General features: G+C 61.2%; 15 protein-coding genes. 7 read left to right on the top strand and 8 right to left on the bottom strand.

Annotated elements, in window-relative coordinates; all coding sequences use genetic code 11:
* Positions 1-47: 47 nt before the first annotated feature.
* On the bottom strand, positions 48-1,319 hold the full coding sequence (locus ACTJJ7_RS18700; RefSeq protein ID WP_105732325.1) for an acetylornithine deacetylase/succinyl-diaminopimelate desuccinylase family protein: 1,272 nt from the start codon (positions 1,317-1,319) through the stop codon (positions 48-50).
* 321 nt (positions 1,320-1,640) lie between these two features.
* Between ACTJJ7_RS18700 and ACTJJ7_RS18695 the strand changes: the two genes are divergently transcribed.
* From ACTJJ7_RS18695 to ACTJJ7_RS18685, 3 genes are all read left to right on the top strand, one after another.
* Positions 1,641-4,493 carry a molybdopterin oxidoreductase family protein gene (locus ACTJJ7_RS18695; protein WP_440968446.1) on the top strand — a complete coding sequence of 951 codons (2,853 nt, stop codon included), beginning with the start codon at positions 1,641-1,643 and terminating at the stop codon, positions 4,491-4,493.
* The gene (locus tag ACTJJ7_RS18690; RefSeq protein WP_440968445.1) at positions 4,490-5,257 is read left to right on the top strand and encodes a 4Fe-4S dicluster domain-containing protein; all 768 of its coding nucleotides are present in this window, start codon (positions 4,490-4,492) and stop codon (positions 5,255-5,257) included. The genes ACTJJ7_RS18695 and ACTJJ7_RS18690 overlap by 4 nt, the downstream gene beginning before the upstream one ends.
* A 116-nt stretch (positions 5,258-5,373) precedes the next feature.
* Positions 5,374-6,276, top strand: coding sequence for a dimethyl sulfoxide reductase anchor subunit family protein (locus ACTJJ7_RS18685; RefSeq protein WP_440968444.1), 903 nt, complete (start codon positions 5,374-5,376; stop codon positions 6,274-6,276).
* Positions 6,277-6,302: 26 nt separating this feature from the next.
* Here the strand turns inward: ACTJJ7_RS18685 and ACTJJ7_RS18680 are convergent, their stop codons facing one another.
* The 6 genes from ACTJJ7_RS18680 to ACTJJ7_RS18655 all read right to left on the bottom strand — a co-directional run bounded on the left by ACTJJ7_RS18680 (position 6,303) and on the right by ACTJJ7_RS18655 (position 11,874).
* Positions 6,303-7,235: a lipid A biosynthesis lauroyl acyltransferase gene (locus ACTJJ7_RS18680; protein WP_105732329.1), complete on the bottom strand. Its 933-nt coding sequence runs from the start codon at positions 7,233-7,235 to the stop codon at positions 6,303-6,305.
* Between the two features lie 7 nt (positions 7,236-7,242).
* Complete coding sequence (locus ACTJJ7_RS18675) at positions 7,243-8,271, bottom strand: zinc-binding dehydrogenase (protein ID WP_440968443.1); 1,029 nt, start codon at positions 8,269-8,271, stop codon at positions 7,243-7,245.
* Positions 8,272-8,298: 27 nt separating this feature from the next.
* A complete protein-coding gene (locus tag ACTJJ7_RS18670) occupies positions 8,299-9,576 on the bottom strand; it encodes a beta-ketoacyl-ACP synthase (protein WP_105732331.1) in 1,278 nt (425 codons plus the stop codon).
* An 11-nt stretch (positions 9,577-9,587) separates the two neighbouring features.
* Positions 9,588-10,772, bottom strand: coding sequence for a beta-ketoacyl-ACP synthase (locus ACTJJ7_RS18665; protein ID WP_440968442.1), 1,185 nt, complete (start codon positions 10,770-10,772; stop codon positions 9,588-9,590).
* 103 nt (positions 10,773-10,875) lie between these two features.
* The gene (locus ACTJJ7_RS18660) at positions 10,876-11,157 is read right to left on the bottom strand and encodes an acyl carrier protein (RefSeq protein ID WP_105732333.1); all 282 of its coding nucleotides are present in this window, start codon (positions 11,155-11,157) and stop codon (positions 10,876-10,878) included.
* Between the two features lie 129 nt (positions 11,158-11,286).
* The gene (locus tag ACTJJ7_RS18655) at positions 11,287-11,874 is read right to left on the bottom strand and encodes a histidine phosphatase family protein (RefSeq protein WP_130270177.1); all 588 of its coding nucleotides are present in this window, start codon (positions 11,872-11,874) and stop codon (positions 11,287-11,289) included.
* 102 nt (positions 11,875-11,976) lie between these two features.
* On the opposite strand from ACTJJ7_RS18655, the gene ACTJJ7_RS18650 reads away from it, so the two are divergent.
* The 3 genes from ACTJJ7_RS18650 (at position 11,977) to ACTJJ7_RS18640 (ending at position 15,553) form a co-directional block, all read left to right on the top strand.
* On the top strand, positions 11,977-12,933 hold the full coding sequence (locus ACTJJ7_RS18650; RefSeq protein ID WP_440968441.1) for an AEC family transporter: 957 nt from the start codon (positions 11,977-11,979) through the stop codon (positions 12,931-12,933).
* Between the two features lie 131 nt (positions 12,934-13,064).
* On the top strand, positions 13,065-14,522 hold the full coding sequence (locus ACTJJ7_RS18645; protein ID WP_440968440.1) for an NAD-dependent succinate-semialdehyde dehydrogenase: 1,458 nt from the start codon (positions 13,065-13,067) through the stop codon (positions 14,520-14,522).
* A 5-nt stretch (positions 14,523-14,527) separates the two neighbouring features.
* Complete coding sequence (locus ACTJJ7_RS18640) at positions 14,528-15,553, top strand: aldose epimerase family protein (RefSeq protein WP_440968439.1); 1,026 nt, start codon at positions 14,528-14,530, stop codon at positions 15,551-15,553.
* Between the two features lie 26 nt (positions 15,554-15,579).
* On the opposite strand, the gene ACTJJ7_RS18635 is transcribed toward ACTJJ7_RS18640, so the two are convergent.
* Positions 15,580-16,497 carry a sugar kinase gene (locus ACTJJ7_RS18635; protein ID WP_440968438.1) on the bottom strand — a complete coding sequence of 306 codons (918 nt, stop codon included), beginning with the start codon at positions 16,495-16,497 and terminating at the stop codon, positions 15,580-15,582.
* 144 nt (positions 16,498-16,641) lie between these two features.
* On the opposite strand from ACTJJ7_RS18635, the gene ACTJJ7_RS18630 reads away from it, so the two are divergent.
* A complete protein-coding gene (locus ACTJJ7_RS18630; RefSeq protein ID WP_440968437.1) occupies positions 16,642-17,259 on the top strand; it encodes a pyridoxamine 5'-phosphate oxidase family protein in 618 nt (205 codons plus the stop codon).
* The last annotated feature ends 14 nt before the right edge of the window (positions 17,260-17,273 follow it).

Genomic DNA, 17,273 nt, shown 5'->3' with positions numbered 1-17,273 from the left:
CAAATCTTTGCGGTAAACCCCATGCAGATCAGCATATTTTTATTGGTCTAGATAGAACCGGATAGCAGAACTTTCAGACCGAGCGCCATGACCTTTGCCGATTCGACCATGTCTTCGATGCCCACATATTCGTCAGGCCGGTGGGCGAGGTCGAGAATCCCCGGCCCATAGGCGATGCAGTCATGCAGCAGGCCGATGCGGGCAATGTGCTTCTGGTCATAGGTGCCGGGCGAAATGACATATTCCGGCTCCTTGCCGAAGACGTCGCGGATGCCCTGTGCAACGGCGGTGACCACGGGCGCATCGCGCTCGGTCATCAGCGGCTGCACCTCCATGATGTCGCGGATGTTGTAGTGGAATTTCGGCCGTTCCCATTGCAGTCGGTCGAGGATCGACGTCACCTCGCGCTTGACCTCGGCGATGTCCTCTTCGAGCAGGAAGCGCCGGTCGATGGTCAGGCGGCAGGAATCCGGCACATTGGGCGAGGGCAGGCCGGAATAATCATCGGTCTGGCCGCCATGGATCGAATTGATGTTCATGGTCGAGCGTTTGGCGCCGTCCGGCACCACGGGCATGCGGGTCTGCTTGCGGTCGAGCGCCGGAAACAGCTCCTTTTCGAAGGCGTCGAGCACCGCGCCCATGTGGCGCACGGCGCAATCGCCGAGAAACGGCATGGAGCCATGGGCAATCTCGCCCTTGGTCTCGATCTCGGCCCACCAGACGCCGCGATGGCCAAGGCAGATGCGGTCCTTGTTCAGCGGTTCGGGAATGATGACGTGGTCGACGCGCGGTTTTGAGAAAAAGCCCTTGCTGGCGAGATAGGCGACACCGCCGAAACCGCCGGATTCCTCGTCCACCGTGCCGGAAATCTCGATCGAGCCGGCAAAGTCGGGATAGACTTCAAGAAAGGCTTCGGCGGCGATGATCGACGCGGCGAGCCCGCCCTTCATGTCGCAGGCGCCGCGCCCATAGACCTTGCCGTCCCTGACGACGCCCTCGAACGGGTCGACCGTCCAGCCTTCGCCCGCATCGACCACGTCGATATGCGAATTGAAATGCACGGTCTGGCCATGCGTGCGGCCGTCAAAGCGTGCGACGATATTGGTGCGCGGGTAGCGGTCAGTGTCGCCGGGCGTGCCTTCGCCGCGAATCAGCTGGGTCTCGAAACCGCTCTTCTTCAACCGTTGCGCGATAAATTCGGCGCAGGGCGTGTAGGCTTCGCCGGGCGGATTGACCGTGGGAAAGCGTATGAGATCACGGGTCAGCGCGACAAGATCGTCACGGCGTTTTTCAATGGCACGGGAGAGTTTTTCATCCATTGGTATATCAAATCAGCCTTGGCGACGATTTGGCAAGAGGCAACTTCTTGGCAGTAGCATCGTGGCGATTTCTCTGTGCAATGTCGCTAGAGGAACAAATTTGACATTCGCACTTCATTGGACATCAAGCGCATCAGGCGAATGTCAAATTCAAAGTTCCTCTAGAAACACATGCTTGCTGATGGTCCTTTGATTCTGACATTTGCCTGAGTAGCTGGTATCAAAGTCGTGCAAATGTCAGAATCGGACCATCAGTGTGTTTGGTAGATTGGAATTGTTCTTATAAAACAGGGATTCTGTGACAAGCGAGGCAATCACCCCATGCATACCGAACCGTACATTGCCCTGTCGGCGCCGGTGGGTGACACAATCGCCAAGACAACCTGCTACATGTGCGCCTGCCGCTGCGGCATCAATGTGCATCTGAAGGACGGCAAGGTCCGTTATATCGAAGGCAACCGCGATCACCCGATCAACAAGGGGGTGCTGTGCGCCAAGGGTTCAGCCGGAATCATGCAGCATCATTCGCCCGCACGGTTGCGCGCGCCGCTGTTGCGCACCGGCCCGCGCGGCTCGGGCGAGTTCAAGGAAATCAGCTGGGAAGAGGCGCTGTCGCTTGCCGTCGACTGGCTGCAGCCGGTGCGCGAGACCGCGCCGCAGAAGCTGGCGTTCTTTACCGGCCGCGACCAGTCGCAGGCCCTGACCAGCTTCTGGGCGCAGAATTTCGGCACGCCCAACTACGCCGCCCATGGCGGATTCTGTTCGGTCAACATGGCGGCGGCGGGCATCTACACGATCGGCGGCGCATTCTGGGAGTTCGGAGCGCCCGACTGGGACAAGACAAAACTGTTCGTGCTGTTCGGGGTCGCCGAGGATCATGATTCCAACCCGATCAAGATGGGTATTTCCAAGCTGAAGCAGAACGGCGCGCGGTTCGTTTCGGTCAATCCTGTGCGCACGGGCTATTCCGCGGTGGCCGACAACTGGATCGGCATCAGGCCCGGTACGGACGGGCTGCTGATCCTCGCCATCATTCACGAACTGTTCCGCAACGGCCAGATCGATCTCGATTATCTCCAGCGCTACACCAATGCGCCGTGGCTGGTGATCGACGATGAGGGCAAGGAGGATCACGGCCTGTTCCTGCGTGACGATCTCGGCAAGGCGCTGGTGCGTGACCGCAAGACGGGTGCGCTGGTGCGTTTTGACGAGCCGGGACATATCGCCGATCTCAACGCCGATTTCACCACGGATGCAGGCCGCAGGGTGCGCAGCGTCCTGCGGCTGATGGCGGAAAAATATCTCGATCCGCAATACGCGCCCGATGCCGTCGCGGCTGAAACCGGCGTACCGGCGGCAACCATCAAAGGGCTGGCGGCGGAAATCGCACGGGTGGCGTTCGAAGAGGAGATTATTCTCAACCAGCCATGGATCGACATGAAGGGTGAGCAGCACGATGTGATGATCGGCCGCCCCGTCACTTTCCATGCCATGCGCGGCATCTCGGCCCATTCCAATGGTTTTCAGTCGGCGCGGGCGCTGCATGTGCTGCAGACCATCATCGGTTCCATCGATTGCCCCGGCGGTTATCGCTACAAGCCGCCTTATCCGAAACCGGCCACGGCGCATCCGCGCCCGCACGGACGGGCGGAGCATGTGACACCAGGCAAGCCGCTCGCCGGGCCGCATCTCGGCTATCCACTCGGGCCGGAAGACCTGCTGGTCGACGCGGATGGCAAGCCGCAGCGCATCGACAAGGCTTTTTCGTGGGAAGCGCCGCTGTCCGCCCACGGCATGATGCATATGGTGATCGCCAATGCCCATGCGGGCGATCCCTATCCGGTGGACGTGCTGTTCCTCTACATGGCGAACATGGCGTGGAACTCGTCGATGAACACGCGCGGCACCATCAAGATGCTGGAAGCGCGCGACGAGGCGACCGGCGAATACAAGATTCCAAAAATCATTTATTCCGATGCCTATTCCTCGGAAATGGTCGCCTATGCCGATCTGGTGCTGCCCGACACCACCTATCTGGAACGCCACGATTGCATCTCGCTGCTCGACCGGCCGATTTCCGAACCGGAAGCTGCCTGCGATGCCATCCGCTGGCCGGTGCTGGAGCCGGACCGCAATGTGCGCGGTTTCCAGTCGGTGCTGATCGATCTGGGTGCGCGACTGAAATTGCCGGGTTTCGTCGATGCACAGGGCGGGGCGCTGTACAAGGATTATGCCGACTACATCGTCAATCACCAGCGCAAGCCGGGCATCGGGCCGCTGTCGGGTTGGCGCGATACGGATGGAGCCGGTGAGGGGCGCGGTGCGCCGAACCCGGACCAGCTGAAAAACTATATCGATAACGGCGCCTTCTGGATGAAGCATATCCCGGAGGAGGCGCTGTATTTCAAGCATCACAATGCCGCCTACCAGCAATTCGCCATCGATACGGGCTTCTTCGATACGCCGCAGCCGGTGACGATCCAGCTCTATGTGGAGACGCTGCAAAAATTCCGGCTGTCGGCGCTGGGCGTCCGCCAGCCGGTCGCACCGGAACAATACCGGCAGCGGCTGCTCGAATGTTTTGATCCGCTGCCCCTGTGGTACCGGCCGTTCGAGGAACAGGGTGTCGATACCGGGGCTTTTCCGTACCATGCGATCACGCAGCGCCCCATGGCGATGTATCACTCCTGGGGTTCGCAGAATGCCTGGCTGCGGCAGATTCACACCAAGAACCCGCTTTATGTGCCCGGCGGCATTTGCGATGAGCTGGGGCTCAAGGATGGTGACTGGGTCTGGCTGACGTCGCATCACGGACGCATCAAGTGCGAGATCGCGCGTACCGACGCGGTGAACGGCCAGACCATGTGGACCTGGAACGCCATCGGCAAGCGCAGCGGTGCCTGGGCGCTTGATAAAAATGCACCGGAGGCGACCAAGGGCTTTCTGCTCAACCATCTCATCCATGAACTGCTGCCGCCGAAAGCCGACGGCATGCGCTGGTCGAATTCCGATCCGATCACCGGGCAGGCAGCCTGGTACGATTTGCGCGTGCGCATCGAGAAGGCGGAGGCGGGGGACGCGGTGAGCGAGCCGCATTTCAGCACCTTGCATCGGCCCGGCAGCCAGCCGGAACCGGTGGACCAGCTACGCTACGGACAGGAGTGGACGGCATGACCAGTCTGCCGCAAACCCGCAGTGCCAAAAAACTTGGCCTTGTCATCGATCTCGATGTCTGTGTCGGCTGCCATGCCTGCGTCATCAGTTGCAAGGAGTGGAACACCGGCGCCTATGGCAATGCGCTGTCGGATCAGCACCCCTATGGCGACGATGTTTCCGGCACTTTTCTCAACCGCATTCATAGTTTTGAGGTGGTGCCTGAAGGCGGACAGGTGATCGGCGAGGCGGGCGAGGCGCGGGTGGTGCATTTTCCGAAATCCTGCCTGCATTGCGAGGATGCACCCTGTGTCACCGTCTGTCCGACCGGCGCGTCCTACAAGCGCGCCGGGGATGGCATCGTGCTAGTCGACGAGGACAAGTGCATCGGCTGCGGCCTGTGCGCGTGGTCCTGTGCCTACGGGGCACGCGAAATGGACCTGGCGGCGGGCGTGATGAAGAAATGCACGCTGTGCGTCGACCGCATCTACAATGAAACCCTGCAGCAGGAGGACCGGGTGCCGTCCTGCGTGCGCACATGCCCGGCCAATGCCCGCCACTACGGCGATCTCGGTGATCCCACGTCCCATGTGTCTGTTATGGTGGCGGAACGGGGCGGTTTTGACCTGATGCCGGAGCAGGAGACGCGGCCGACCAACAAATATCTGCCGCCGCGCGCCCGCACATCGCTGGCCAGCGCCGCGCCGATGATCCCGCTCGCTGAAAACACCGAAGGCGCACGCGGCTTTTTTGCCTGGCTCGACAAAACGCTGGACCGGATTTGAACATGCATTTGTTTTTTGACACCCCCCTCTGTCCTGCCGCCCATCTCCCCCACAAGGGGGGAGATCACATCGGCAGGACAGAGGGGGGTGAATATTCATCCCCGAGGATGCGCTGAATGCATCCGGCCTATTCGATCATTATCTTCACCACGCTGTCGGGGCTTGGCTATGGCCTTGCCGTCATGCTGGGGCTGGGGTTTCTCGACCCATCAGCTCCAACCACCAAAATCGCCTATCTCGCGGCCCTCGCGCTGATCAGCACCGGGCTCCTGTCATCGCTCCTGCATCTCGGCAACCCGCAGCGCGCATGGCGGGCGCTGAGCCAATGGCGGTCAAGCTGGCTGTCGCGCGAAGGCGTGATGGCGATTGCCACGTTCGTGCCGCTGACATCAAACGCCGCTCTCTGCCTGTTCATGAACCGGCAGGATGGCATTCTCGGCCTGATCACCGTGCTCGGCGCGCTGGTGACCGTCTATTGCACCTCGATGATCTATGCCTCGCTGAAAACCGTGGATTCCTGGCATACGCGGCTTACACCGCTCTGCTTCTTGCTGTTTTCCCTTGCTGGCGGGGCACTGCTGGCTGCCCTTTTTTTGGGAGCGAACGGACTGCCGCTGCAGCTTCTGGCGCTGCTGCTTCTGCTTCTGGCGCTTGCCGCAAAAATGGTCTGGCGCAAGCGGGCAAGGACGCTGGTTCCGCTGTCAACACCGGAAAGCGCCACCGGACTGGGCAGTATCGGTAAAGTGCGGCTGCTCGAACGCCCGCATGCGCTGGACAATTATCTCACCCGGGAAATGGGATTTCGCGTTGCGCGCAAACACGCTGAAAAACTCTGGGTCATCGCCTTTGCCAGCGGCATTGTGTTGCCGCTTCTGGCGCTGCTGATGGCAATGGCCGTTGGCGGTGTGCCCGGCCTGTGCCTGACGGCCCTTGCCGTTCTCACCCATCTCCTCGGGCTGTTCATCGAGCGCTGGCTGTTTTTCGCCGAGGCGAAACACGCGGTGATGAATTATTACTGATGGTGCGAGCGGCGGGTGCCGCCGGCTTAGGCGTTCCAGCGCTTGTGGAACCACATCCATTGGCCGGGATATTCCCGTACCCAGGTCTCGACCTTGTCATTGACCAGCTGAACCGTGCGGGCGATATCGACCGCGCCGGTTTCATCGCGCGGCAGCTCCATCTTTTCTTCCAGTTCCAGCCGGAAACGGCCGCCGGGCAGGCGGACGCAGCGCGCCGGGTAGACATCGCAATCATACTGCCGTGCCAGCTTGGCCAGAAGCGGATTGGTCTTGCAGGGGCGGTTGAAGAAGGTCGAGGCTATGCCGCGGTGGAATTTCTGGTCGACCAGCATGCCGACATTGCCATTGGTGTTGAGGACGCTCGCCAGCGACCATGCGGCACCGGCCTTGGACGGCACGAGATGGCCCATATTGGTGCGGCGCGCGCTGAGGATTTTCTTCGCGACATAGGGATTGTTCGGCGGGCGGAACAGCGCGGTGACATTGAGATCGAACGTCGCGGCGCAGATCGGCAACAGCTCGAAATTGCCGGTGTGAGCGGTGAAGAAGATATGCGGGCGGTCGCTCTCATCGCGAATGCGTTCAAAGATTTCGCGGCCCTGCACCTCGATCAGACCCGGCGTGTCGCTGTGCGGATCATAATCGAAGATTGCATCGAGAAAGACATACTCCGCGGTGAGGCGGGCCATGCTGCTCCACATGTCGCGGGCGATGAGCTGCAGCTCTTCTTCCGGTTTTTCCGGATAGGCCAGGCGCAGATTGGTCATGGCGACGCGATGACGCCCCATCAGCGGGCCTATGCGGCGTGCCGAAGCATCGATGAAATTGGTTGCCGCCTTCGCCGGCAGCAGCCGCAGGAGGAACAGCACGCCGAAAATCGCATGCGCCGACAGCCAGTAGTTGAATGTCTTCAGCTTCTGGCCCCAGCGGAACAGGGCAAGTTTGAATTTCAGATTCATGCGCGGCTCAGTTGACGCGCAGGATGATCTTGCCGAAGACGTCCCGGCCTTCCATCCGCTTCAATGCCGTATCGATATCATCGAAACCGACTTGCGTGTCGATGACCGGATGGACCAGACCGCGCGCCATCTTCTGCATGGCATCGGCCATGTTTTCCATGCGGCAGCCGAAGGAGCCGAGCAGCTTCAGCTGCTGCTGGAACAGCATCATCAGGTTCATGCTGGTGGAAACGCCCGAGGTCGAACCACAGGTGACAAGGCGCCCGCCGCGCCGCAGCGACAGCATGGACCCGGCCCAGGTATCGGCACCGACATGCTCGAAGACGACGTCAACGCCCTTCTTTTTGGTCAGCTTGCGCACGACGCCTTCAAAGCGGTCTTCGCGGTAGTTGATGACATGATCGGCGCCAAGTGCCTTGGCCCTTTCGATCTTTTCGTCGGAGCCGACGGTGGTGATGACCGTGCAGCCGATCTTCTTGGCGAGCTGGATCGCCGCCGAACCGATGCCGGAACCGCCCGCATGCACGAGAATGGTCTCGCCGGGCTCCAACTTGGCATTGTCGAACAGCATATGTTCGACCGTACCGAAGGTGACGGGCGCAACGGCTGCACCGATCTCGTCGACACCGGGAGGGGCGGGAACCAGCAGGCGGGCCTTGAGGTTCACCTTTTCCTGGGCAAAACCATCGAGATGGAAGCCGTGCACGCCGGAGACATGCTCGCAGAGATTGTCACGGCCTTCGCGGCAGGGACGGCACAGTCCGCAGGTCTGCGCGCCATAGATCGACACGAGCTGGCCGGGCAAAAGATTGGCAACGCCGGGACCGATGGCATCGACCACGCCGGATGCTTCGGCGCCGATGGTGAGCGGCATCTTGCGCTTGGCGAAAGCCATGCCGCGCCAGCCCCAGACGTCGATATGGTTGAGCGCGACAGCCCTGATATTGACCGTTACTTCACCGGGACCGGGCGGGGGCGGGGGGGCAATGTCGACAATCTCGAGCTTGCGGTCTTCAATCAGCTGTAATGCGCGCATATCCGTTTTCCTAATTCAGGCCCCGGATTAGTGCGGTTCTGCCGTCATGACAAGACACGTATTTTGCCCGCCGAAGCCAAAAGAGCTGGAAAGCACGGCGGAGACGCTGGCTTCGCGCTTCACATTGGGCACCACATCGAGAACGATGGCGGGATCCGGATTGTCGTAGTTGATCGTCGGCGGGATGGTACCCGTCCCGATGGTCAGCATCGAGAACACGGCTTCAATCGCACCGGCAGCCGTCAGCGTATGGCCGATCATCGATTTGTTGGACGAGAGCGGCAGCGTGGAAATGCGCTCGCCGAAGACGGTCGAGAGCGCGAGATATTCCATCTTGTCGTTCTCGGGCGTCGAGGTGCCATGCGCATTGATGTAGTCGATCGCATCTTCCTTGATGCCCGCATCGTCAAGCGCGGCGCGCACCGCACCGATGGCGGGCGAGCCATCGGGCTTCGACCGGGTGCGGTGGAAATCATCGGCCTTTTCGCCGCAGCCGCGCATGATGCCGAGAATGTTGGCGCCGCGCGCAATGGCTGATTCCAGCGATTCCATGACCAGCGCGCCGGAGCCTTCGGCCATGACAAAACCGTCGCGATCCTTCGAGAAGGGCTTTGCCGCCTTGTGGGCCGGATTGTTCTGGGTGGACAGCGCCGACAGCAGGGAGAAGCGCACCAGCGCTTCGGCGGAGACCGAACCGTCCGTGCCGATGGACAGGACGCGGTCGCTTTCACCGCGCCGGATGGCCTCGACGCCGAGCTGAATGGCGGTGGCACCCGATGCACAGGCGGTCGACAGCGTGATCGGCAGGCCGCGCGTGCCGAACGTGTCGGCAAGGCGCTCGGCGATATAGCCGAATTCGGTGGTATGGAACATGGCTTCCTGCGTTCCGCGGCGGCAGGCGGCGAGAAGCAGGTCATAGCCCGGCTCGCCCTCGCTCTTCACCAATGCGTCGAGCGCGAAGCGGTTGCGCCATTCGAGTTCCACCGGCGGAGCGGCGAGGAAGAGCGGTCCGCCGAAATTCTCCGTGTCGAAACCGGCCTGCGCGATGGCTTCCTCGGCGGCAAGCGAGGCCAGTTTTTCCGACAGCGCCGACGCGCCTTCGTCGCTTTCCTTGAGGAAGTCCACGGTACCGGCGATCTGCGTGCGCAGATTGTCGAGGGCAAAACGGGTGATCGTGTGAATGCCTGATGTGCCCGATGTCAGCGCGGCCCAGTTATCTTCCTTGCCCTGTCCGAGCGAGGAGACGACGCCAAGACCGGTGACGGCAACGAGGGGGCGGCCTAGATGGTCAGTATATTTGGACATGTGCCAGTCTCTCAAACTTTGACGAGGCGAGCGACGCCTTCGCCCCGGGTTGCGCCGATCGAAGTCGCCAGTGCCGTGTCGAGACCGCCTGAGGCGGCCTTTTCATTCGCCGCATCGATGGGCGGGAACACCGCGCCATGAAACAGGCTGAGGGCAGCGAGGCCGACGGCGAGCGGGAACTGTGCTTCGCGCAGATGGCCGATCCTGCCGGCAACGCCGCGCACAGCGGCCGAGGCGAACACATCGAGCGCTGCCTTTTCCGTTGCGGTGATGCCGTGCGCACCGGTTGCGCCGGATACGATCAGTCCGGCGGGCTTGTCGGCGCTGGCAGCACCGACCAGCTTGGCAATGGTTTCCTTCAGGTCTTCGCGCTTGCGGCGGATCTGCGCGCTGTAGATGCCGTCGATGGCCGCATAGACGCGGGCGCCGCGCTTGGCCGCATGCTCGGCGCTTTCCAGAACGAGGAATGCGCCGCCGGAACCGGTGACGATGCCGCCGCCAGACGTGCCTTCACGCTGCCAGAGCGGTGCCCAGCCGTCGGCCTTCAGCATGCCGTTGAGTTCGTAGCCGAGCAGCATGTCGGGATGTTCGGAATTGTAGGAGCCGCCGACAAGCGCATGCGTGCTCTGGCCGGAGCGGATGCGCGCGGCAGCCGTATCGAGCGCGGAAATGCCCGCACCTTCTTCGCCCATGAATGTGCGCGAGGAGCCGGTCACTTTGTGAACGATTGAAATATTGCCGGCGAGCAGGTTGGACAATTGCGCCAGGAACAGCGTCGGACGCAGTTCCGTCGTCAGCTTCTCGTTGAGCATGGTGCCGAGATCGTTGCGCACGCGCGCTTCGGCAAGAATCTGGGTGTCGACGGTGACATCGCGTTCGCCGCCGCCGGCGGCAACAACCATATCCATGGTCGAGCAAAGGGCATCGTCGTCCTTGATGCCCGCGTCCTGCAGGGCGAGGCCGGCAGCATAGGTTCCCAGGCGCTGCCAGGTCTCCATCTGACGCTGATCGCCGCGCTTCGGGATCTGGTTGTTCCAGTCGACCTCACCGAGCGGGTGAACCGTATAGGGCTTGAACGTCTCGCTATCGATACGCGGACCGGCGGAACCGTTCAGTGCCTGCCAATGGGCATCGGCGCCTTCACCCAGGGATGAAATCAGTCCGATGCCAGTGATAACGACGGTGTTGTTCTGCATTGTCTCGCAACACCGCTTATACGGTGCACCCGGTTAGGTGGATGGGATCAGTCTAGTGGAACGAAAATGTCAGAATCGGACCACTGGAATGGATATCCGGAAATCAGGCCTTCTTGGCGGCGACGAGTTCGTCGATCTTGGCGCACAGATTCTTCAACACGAAATATTCCTCGGTCGGAACCTTGCCGTCATTGACTTCCTGCGTCCACTGCTCGAGCGGGATCTTGATACCGAAGGCCTTGTCGATGGCAAAAACGATGTCGAGGAAGTCAAGGCTATCGATGCCGAGATCGTCAATCGTGTGGCTTTCCGGCGTGATGGAATCGCGGTCGATTTCACTGGTTTCAGCGATGATATCGGCGACCTTGTCAAATGTTGAGGTCAATTCAGTTTCCTTTTGCTTCCGGTGCCCCCGGAAGGGCACTGATGTCTGATGACGCGGTATCTAGCGTTTTTCATGGCCAAGGGAAAGACCGAATTGCCCTGTCCCTTGTTACTCCAGCATATTCCGCCGTCAGTCGAAAATGATCCTGCCCGCAATATGAACCGTTTCACCCGCTTCGGGTGGCGAGACCACCACCGCTTCCGTCGGGCGCGGAACAATGCCGGTCAGTGCCGTTATATTGGCACGGTCGGTCATCATTACCAGATTGCCGGAACTTTTGAATTCCGCAATCATGGCGCGAATTTGATCAATCTGCGATTGTTTCGCCGCGTCGTCATCCGCCAAAGGTCCAAGCGCGCTGACAATTTCAACGGGTGCTGCACCGAACGCCAGCCGGGCGGTTTCCTGCGCATTGCAGACGGGGCTGGTCAGGACCTTGTCGATTCGCACCGCCTTTGCGGCAAAACGGGCGCCGAGCTTCTGCGCCAGCTGATGGCCGCGGTCGGACAGCGTGCGGACCTGCGCGCAGCCGGTGGAGGTGTCCGTCGAGGGGCTCAAAGCGCCCGACGCATCGGCACCCTGCAGCAGAACGGTATAGCCGCCGCGAGCCAGCCTCGCCCAGGCTGCATCGGTTGCCGATGCCGTTGGAATGGACAGGAATACGCCCAGAACGAGCGAGAGTGACGTAAGGACGTAAAATCGCAATTGCTTCAACATTCGTTCTCCTTAGCAGTGGAGATGGGGCTTTGGCCAAAAAAAATAAAGTGAAGGAGTTTGATTGCCTTGCACGGCCGGTGCGGCGGGCTTATTGCGGAGACAATGGGTCTCGTTCAAACGATCATCGTGGTTTTTGGAGTGATTGCCGTCGCCTATGCCGCGGCGCACTTCAAGCTGCTCGATGAACGGGTGGGAGACGGGCTTTCCGAGTTCGTTTTCATGATCGCCGCCCCCATGCTGCTGTTCCGCACCATGGCGACGGCAGATTTTCACGGCGTGGCGCCGTGGGGCCTGTGGACCGCCTATTTCAGCGGGCTTGCCGCCGCCTGGGCGCTGTCCGATCTGGCGATCAAGGTGGTTTTTGGCCGGGATAACCGGGCAGGGGTCGTCGCCGGGGTTTCCGGCGCCTTTTCCAACCTGGTGTTTCTTGGCATGCCGCTCATGCTCGGGGCCTACGGCCAGGAGGGTTTTGCCATCCTGTCGCTGATCGTCGCCATCCACATGCCAAGTGTCATGGCCGCCTCGATCACGCTGCACGAGATCGCCCTGCGGCGGGACGGCGTGTTCCAGGGAGAGGGGAGCCTGCGCACGGTCGTCATTTCGTTTTTCCGCAGCCTCCTGCGCAATCCCTTCGTTCTCGGCATTCTCGCGGGGTGGTTGTGGCGCTCGACCGGCCTGCATCTGCCGTCCGTCGTCGATGCGCTGGTACAGCTTCTGGGCAGCGTTGCCGGGCCGGTGGCGCTGTTCGCCATGGGCATGGGCCTGAAGAAATTCGGCATATCCGGACATCTCGCCGCGTCGCTGGTCATTGCGATGATCAAGCTTTTCATCATGCCCGCCATTGTTCTGGCACTGGCGCTGGTCATCGGCCTGCCGCCGTTTACCGCCAAGATCGCCGTGGTGTCGGCAGCATTGCCGGCAGGCGTGAATTCGTACCTCATTGCGACCAAGTTCAGGACAGCCGAGGCCCTGGCTTCCAACTCCATGGTCATTGCCACGGCGCTGTCGGCGGTGACAATGGTGTTCTGGGTGACCGTCGCAACGCACGTTTTCGGTTAGTCAAAGCCTGTTGCAGCTTTTGCCAAAAAGGAGCAGGGTGACGGCCACGGGCGCCATTCCGGGCCGCCGCTCACGGAACTCACAAAATCAGTGGACCAAACGCTCCGCCTTACATTTCAGGGAGAAACATGATGTTGCAGAAATCCAGCCAGTTCATGAAACAGGCCAATCTGATCAATGGCGAATGGGTGGCCGCAGATTCCGGCAAGACGATTGACGTCATCAACCCTGCAACCGGCCTGAAGATCGGCACCGTCCCCAATTCCGGCAAGGCGGAAACGCGGCGCGCCATCGACGCCGCCGCCGAAGCCTTCAAGACATGGCGCAAGACATCCGTGCTCGAACGCTCCAAGCTGATGCGCAAGCTGCACGATGCCCTCCTCGACAATCAGGACGCGCTGGCTGAGCTTCTGACGCTGGAGCAGGGCAAGTCGCTGACCGAAGCCAAGGGCGAGATCGGCATGTCGGCGGCCTATATCCTCTGGTATGCGGAAGAGGCGCGCCGCACCTATGGCGACGTGGTGCCGTCTCCGTGGGCCGACCGGCGCATTCTCGTGACGAAAGAGCCGCTTGGCGTCATCGGCGCGATCACGCCATGGAATTTCCCGTCCTCCATGCTTGCCCGCAAGATCGGCCCGGCGCTGGCGTCCGGCTGCACGGCCGTGGTCAAGCCGGCAACCCAGACACCCTATTCCGGCCTGGTGTGGGGCGCACTGTGCGAAGAAGTCGGCATTCCCAAGGGTGTCGTGAATATTCTCACCGGTTCGGCCTCGGAAATCGGGGGCGAGATCACCAGCAATCCGCTGGTGCGCAAGATCACCTTCACCGGATCGACGGAGATCGGCAAGATCCTGATCAAGCAGGCGGCCGACACCGTAAAGAAGGTGTCGATGGAATTGGGCGGCAATGCGCCGTTCATCGTGTTCAACGATGCGGATCTGAACCGCGCCGTGGAGGGTGCCATCGCGGCGAAATTCCGCAATTCCGGCCAGACCTGCGTATGCACCAACCGTTTCCTCGTGCAGTCCGGCATCTATGATGCCTTTGTCGAGAAATTTGCTGAGGCAACGGACAAGCTGAAGGTCGGCAACGGTCTCGATGCGGGGACGCAGCAGGGCCCGCTGATCGATGACAAGGCCGTCGCCAAAGTCGAGGAATTCATTGCCGACGCCAAGGAGAAGGGCGGCCGGATCGTGACCGGCGGCAAGCGCCATGCGCTGGGCGGCAGCTTCTTCGAACCGACGGTGATCGGCGACGCCACGCCGGACATGCTCTTCACCACGGAAGAGATTTTCGGCCCTGTAGCGCCCATCTACAAATTCGAGACGGAACAGGAAGCGATCGATCTGGCCAACAACACCCAGTTCGGCCTTGCCTCCTACTTCTACACGCAGGACCTTGGACGGGTGTTCCGGGTTTCCGAGGGCCTGAAATACGGCATGGTTGGCGTCAATGAAGGCATTATCACCACGGTGGAAGCACCGTTTGGCGGCCTGAAGGAATCCGGTCTCGGCAAGGAAGGCGGACATCAGGGCATCGAAGACTATCTCGACACCAAATATGTCTGCGTCGGCGGACTGGGGCTGTAAGTCCGATGCATACCGAAATTTTCGGCCACACGCCCGATGGCGAGGCAGTTCACCGCATCACCATCTCCGGCGGCGGGCTGACCGCCAAAATCCTGACCTGGGGCGCAGTCATCCAGGATCTGCGCCTCAGGGATCACGATCATCCGCTGGTTCTCGGCTATCGGGATTTCGCCGATTATCCCGCCCATTCGCCCTATCTCGGGGCGACCATCGGGCGGACGGTCAATCGGATACGCGATGGCGAACTCGTCATTGACGGCCAGACCTTTGCCCTGCAGCGCAATTTCCATGGCATCCACAACATCCATGGCGGCGATGCAGGGGCGGGGCGGCGTACCTGGAATGTCGTGACCGTCGGTCCTGACTACGTCACGCTGACGATCATGCTTGGCGATGGCGAGATGGGCTTTCCCGGCAACCTGACCATCACCTGCACCTATATGCTGGAATCCAAGGGGACGCTGGCCATCCGCCTCGATGCGGTGACCGACAAGCCGACGATCTGCAATCTGGCGCATCACAGCTATTTCAATCTCGACGATGGCGGCCTGACCGACGTGCTGGATCATCAGGTCAAGATCGGCGCCGAGGCTTACCTCGCCGTCAATGGCGACCTGCTTCCGGACGGGCGCGTCCTGCCCGTGGCGGGAACGGCGCATGATTTCCGCGCATACCGGACGATCCGGCGCGAAGAGGACGGCAGGCAGGTTGTCTATGACAACAATTTCTGCGTATCCAGCCAGCGCCGGCCGCTGCAATGGGTGGCATCGGCCAAGGGTGCGCGCAGCAATATCGAGATGCAGGTGCTGACCACGGAGCCGGGTGTGCAGTTCTACGCGGCCAATACGCTGGGCGGACGGCCGCCGCTCGGCCTGACGGGGCAGACCTATGCCAATTATGCCGGTTTCTGCTTTGAAGCGCAGAACTGGCCGGATTCGACGCATTTTCCGTATTTTCCGCAGTCGATCCTGCGGCCGGACGACACATACAGCCAGATGACCCGCTACACCTTCAGGAAAAACAAGGTTTAGGTCGTGGTGCGTGGTCGCAAACCGCTCTAGCTGCTGAATGCCTTGCGTGCTTCACCCATCGGCGCCAGCGCGCCGTGGAACTCAACGACTCGCGCCGCGACCCGGTGGGCGCGGGCGGCGGCGTCAACCGGCTCAAGACCGGCCAGACGCGAGGCGATGTAACCGCCGTTGAAACTGTCGCCGGCCCCGGTCGTGTCCACGGCATTGGCGCGGACGGCGGGGACGCGGCTTTGCTGGTCGCCGGCGACGACGAGCGCCGGTTCCGTGCCATCCTTCACCACGATTTCCCGCACGCCATAGCTGGCGATGCGCGCGGCGGTTTCTTCCGGCGTCGCGTCGCCGAAAAGGGCATTTTCGTCGGGGAAGGTTGGCAGGGCAATATCGGCGACGTGATAGGCATCGATCAGCGCCTGTTTGGCCGTCTCGGCGTTTTCCCACAGGCGCGGGCGGTAATTGGCGTCGAAGGCGACGAGCGTGCCCTGCCGGCGCGCATTGCTGACGGCGTTCAGCACGTTCTGGCGGCTCTTCGGGCTCAAGATGCCCATGGTGATGCCGGAGAAATAGATGATCTTGCGCCCATCGAGGCTGAGCGCCAGGGCATGCGGATCGTCGCCGAGATGGCGGGCGGCGGAATCGTTGCGCCAATAGGTGAAGGAGCGTTCGGCGTCTGTCAGCGTGATCGCATAAAGGCCCGGGCGTGCGCCTGTTATAACCGGGCTATGGGCGGTGTTGATGCCGTTTTCCGCTAGAAAGGTCCGCTGCTTGAGCGAGAAGGGATCGTCGCCGAAGGCGGTGACGTAATCGACGGCAAAGTCGGCGTCGGTGAGGGCGCGCACATACCAGCTGGTGTTGAGCGTATCCCCGGCAAATCCCATGCGCCATTGATCGCCATTGGCTCCCGACAGCTCGATCATACACTCGCCGATGGCTGCAAACCCGCCCATGAAAACCTCCTCTACATGCATTCGGTGCGACTGATATACGAGTGCGGCAGCTGTGTCATTTGTAAAAAATGCCTGATGTCATCGTAGCTTAATCGTGCAATGTTAGGCGGCAAACGCATTTGAACGATCCAGAAGGAGGTTTCGTTGTCTCGCGTTACGACAATTGACGAACTTGAAGCCATTTACGGCAATGGGGCGGTGGCGGTGGCATCGACCGCCAAGGTGACGGACCGCATCATTCCGGAATACCGCCCGTTGATCGAGGGCTCGCCCTTCGTGGCGCTCGCATCGAGCGGGCCGGAAGGGCTCGACTGCTCGCCGCGCGGCGATCTGGCCGGATTCATCCGCATCCATGACGAGTGGACGCTGATGATGCCCGACCGGCGCGGCAACAACCGCATCGATTCGCTGCGCAACATCGTGCGCGATCCGCGCATTGCCCTGCTGTTCCTCATACCGGGCCTCAACACGACGTTCCGCGTCAACGGCCGCGCATTCATCGATACGGATCAGGCGCTGCTGGACAGTTTCATCATGGATGGCAAGGCGCCGCGCTCCGTGCTCGTCATGGAAGTCGAGGAAGCCTATTTTCAGTGCGCGCGGGCCCTCATACGCTCGGAACTGTGGAATCCGGAGAAATTCCGCTCGCCGAAGGAATTCCCGACGCCGGGCCAGATGCTGGCGGCGCTGAGCGAAAACCGCGTGGGCGGTGACACCTATGACAGCGAATGGGCCGCACGCGCAGCCAAAACCATGTGGTAGACCACATCAATCCA

Source organism: Phyllobacterium sp. 22229 (genome assembly GCF_052056495.1).
In the GTDB taxonomy this organism is placed as follows: domain Bacteria; phylum Pseudomonadota; class Alphaproteobacteria; order Rhizobiales; family Rhizobiaceae; genus Phyllobacterium; species Phyllobacterium myrsinacearum.
Note: the sequence above shows the minus strand (reverse complement) of the source record. Positions and strands in the feature narration are given on the sequence as shown.

Coding starts and splice junctions, on each gene's coding strand:
- ACTJJ7_RS18700 (WP_105732325.1), bottom strand. CDS start 1,319: ATGGATGAAAAACTCTCCCGTGCCATTGAAAAACGCCGTGACGATCTT.
- ACTJJ7_RS18655 (WP_130270177.1), bottom strand. CDS start 11,874: ATGTTGAAGCAATTGCGATTTTACGTCCTTACGTCACTCTCGCTCGTT.
- ACTJJ7_RS18640 (WP_440968439.1), top strand. CDS start 14,528: ATGCATACCGAAATTTTCGGCCACACGCCCGATGGCGAGGCAGTTCAC.
- ACTJJ7_RS18690 (WP_440968445.1), top strand. CDS start 4,490: ATGACCAGTCTGCCGCAAACCCGCAGTGCCAAAAAACTTGGCCTTGTC.
- ACTJJ7_RS18665 (WP_440968442.1), bottom strand. CDS start 10,772: ATGCAGAACAACACCGTCGTTATCACTGGCATCGGACTGATTTCATCC.
- ACTJJ7_RS18670 (WP_105732331.1), bottom strand. CDS start 9,576: ATGTCCAAATATACTGACCATCTAGGCCGCCCCCTCGTTGCCGTCACC.
- ACTJJ7_RS18635 (WP_440968438.1), bottom strand. CDS start 16,497: ATGGGCGGGTTTGCAGCCATCGGCGAGTGTATGATCGAGCTGTCGGGA.
- ACTJJ7_RS18645 (WP_440968440.1), top strand. CDS start 13,065: ATGTTGCAGAAATCCAGCCAGTTCATGAAACAGGCCAATCTGATCAAT.
- ACTJJ7_RS18680 (WP_105732329.1), bottom strand. CDS start 7,235: ATGAATCTGAAATTCAAACTTGCCCTGTTCCGCTGGGGCCAGAAGCTG.
- ACTJJ7_RS18675 (WP_440968443.1), bottom strand. CDS start 8,271: ATGCGCGCATTACAGCTGATTGAAGACCGCAAGCTCGAGATTGTCGAC.
- ACTJJ7_RS18685 (WP_440968444.1), top strand. CDS start 5,374: ATGCATCCGGCCTATTCGATCATTATCTTCACCACGCTGTCGGGGCTT.
- ACTJJ7_RS18695 (WP_440968446.1), top strand. CDS start 1,641: ATGCATACCGAACCGTACATTGCCCTGTCGGCGCCGGTGGGTGACACA.
- ACTJJ7_RS18650 (WP_440968441.1), top strand. CDS start 11,977: ATGGGTCTCGTTCAAACGATCATCGTGGTTTTTGGAGTGATTGCCGTC.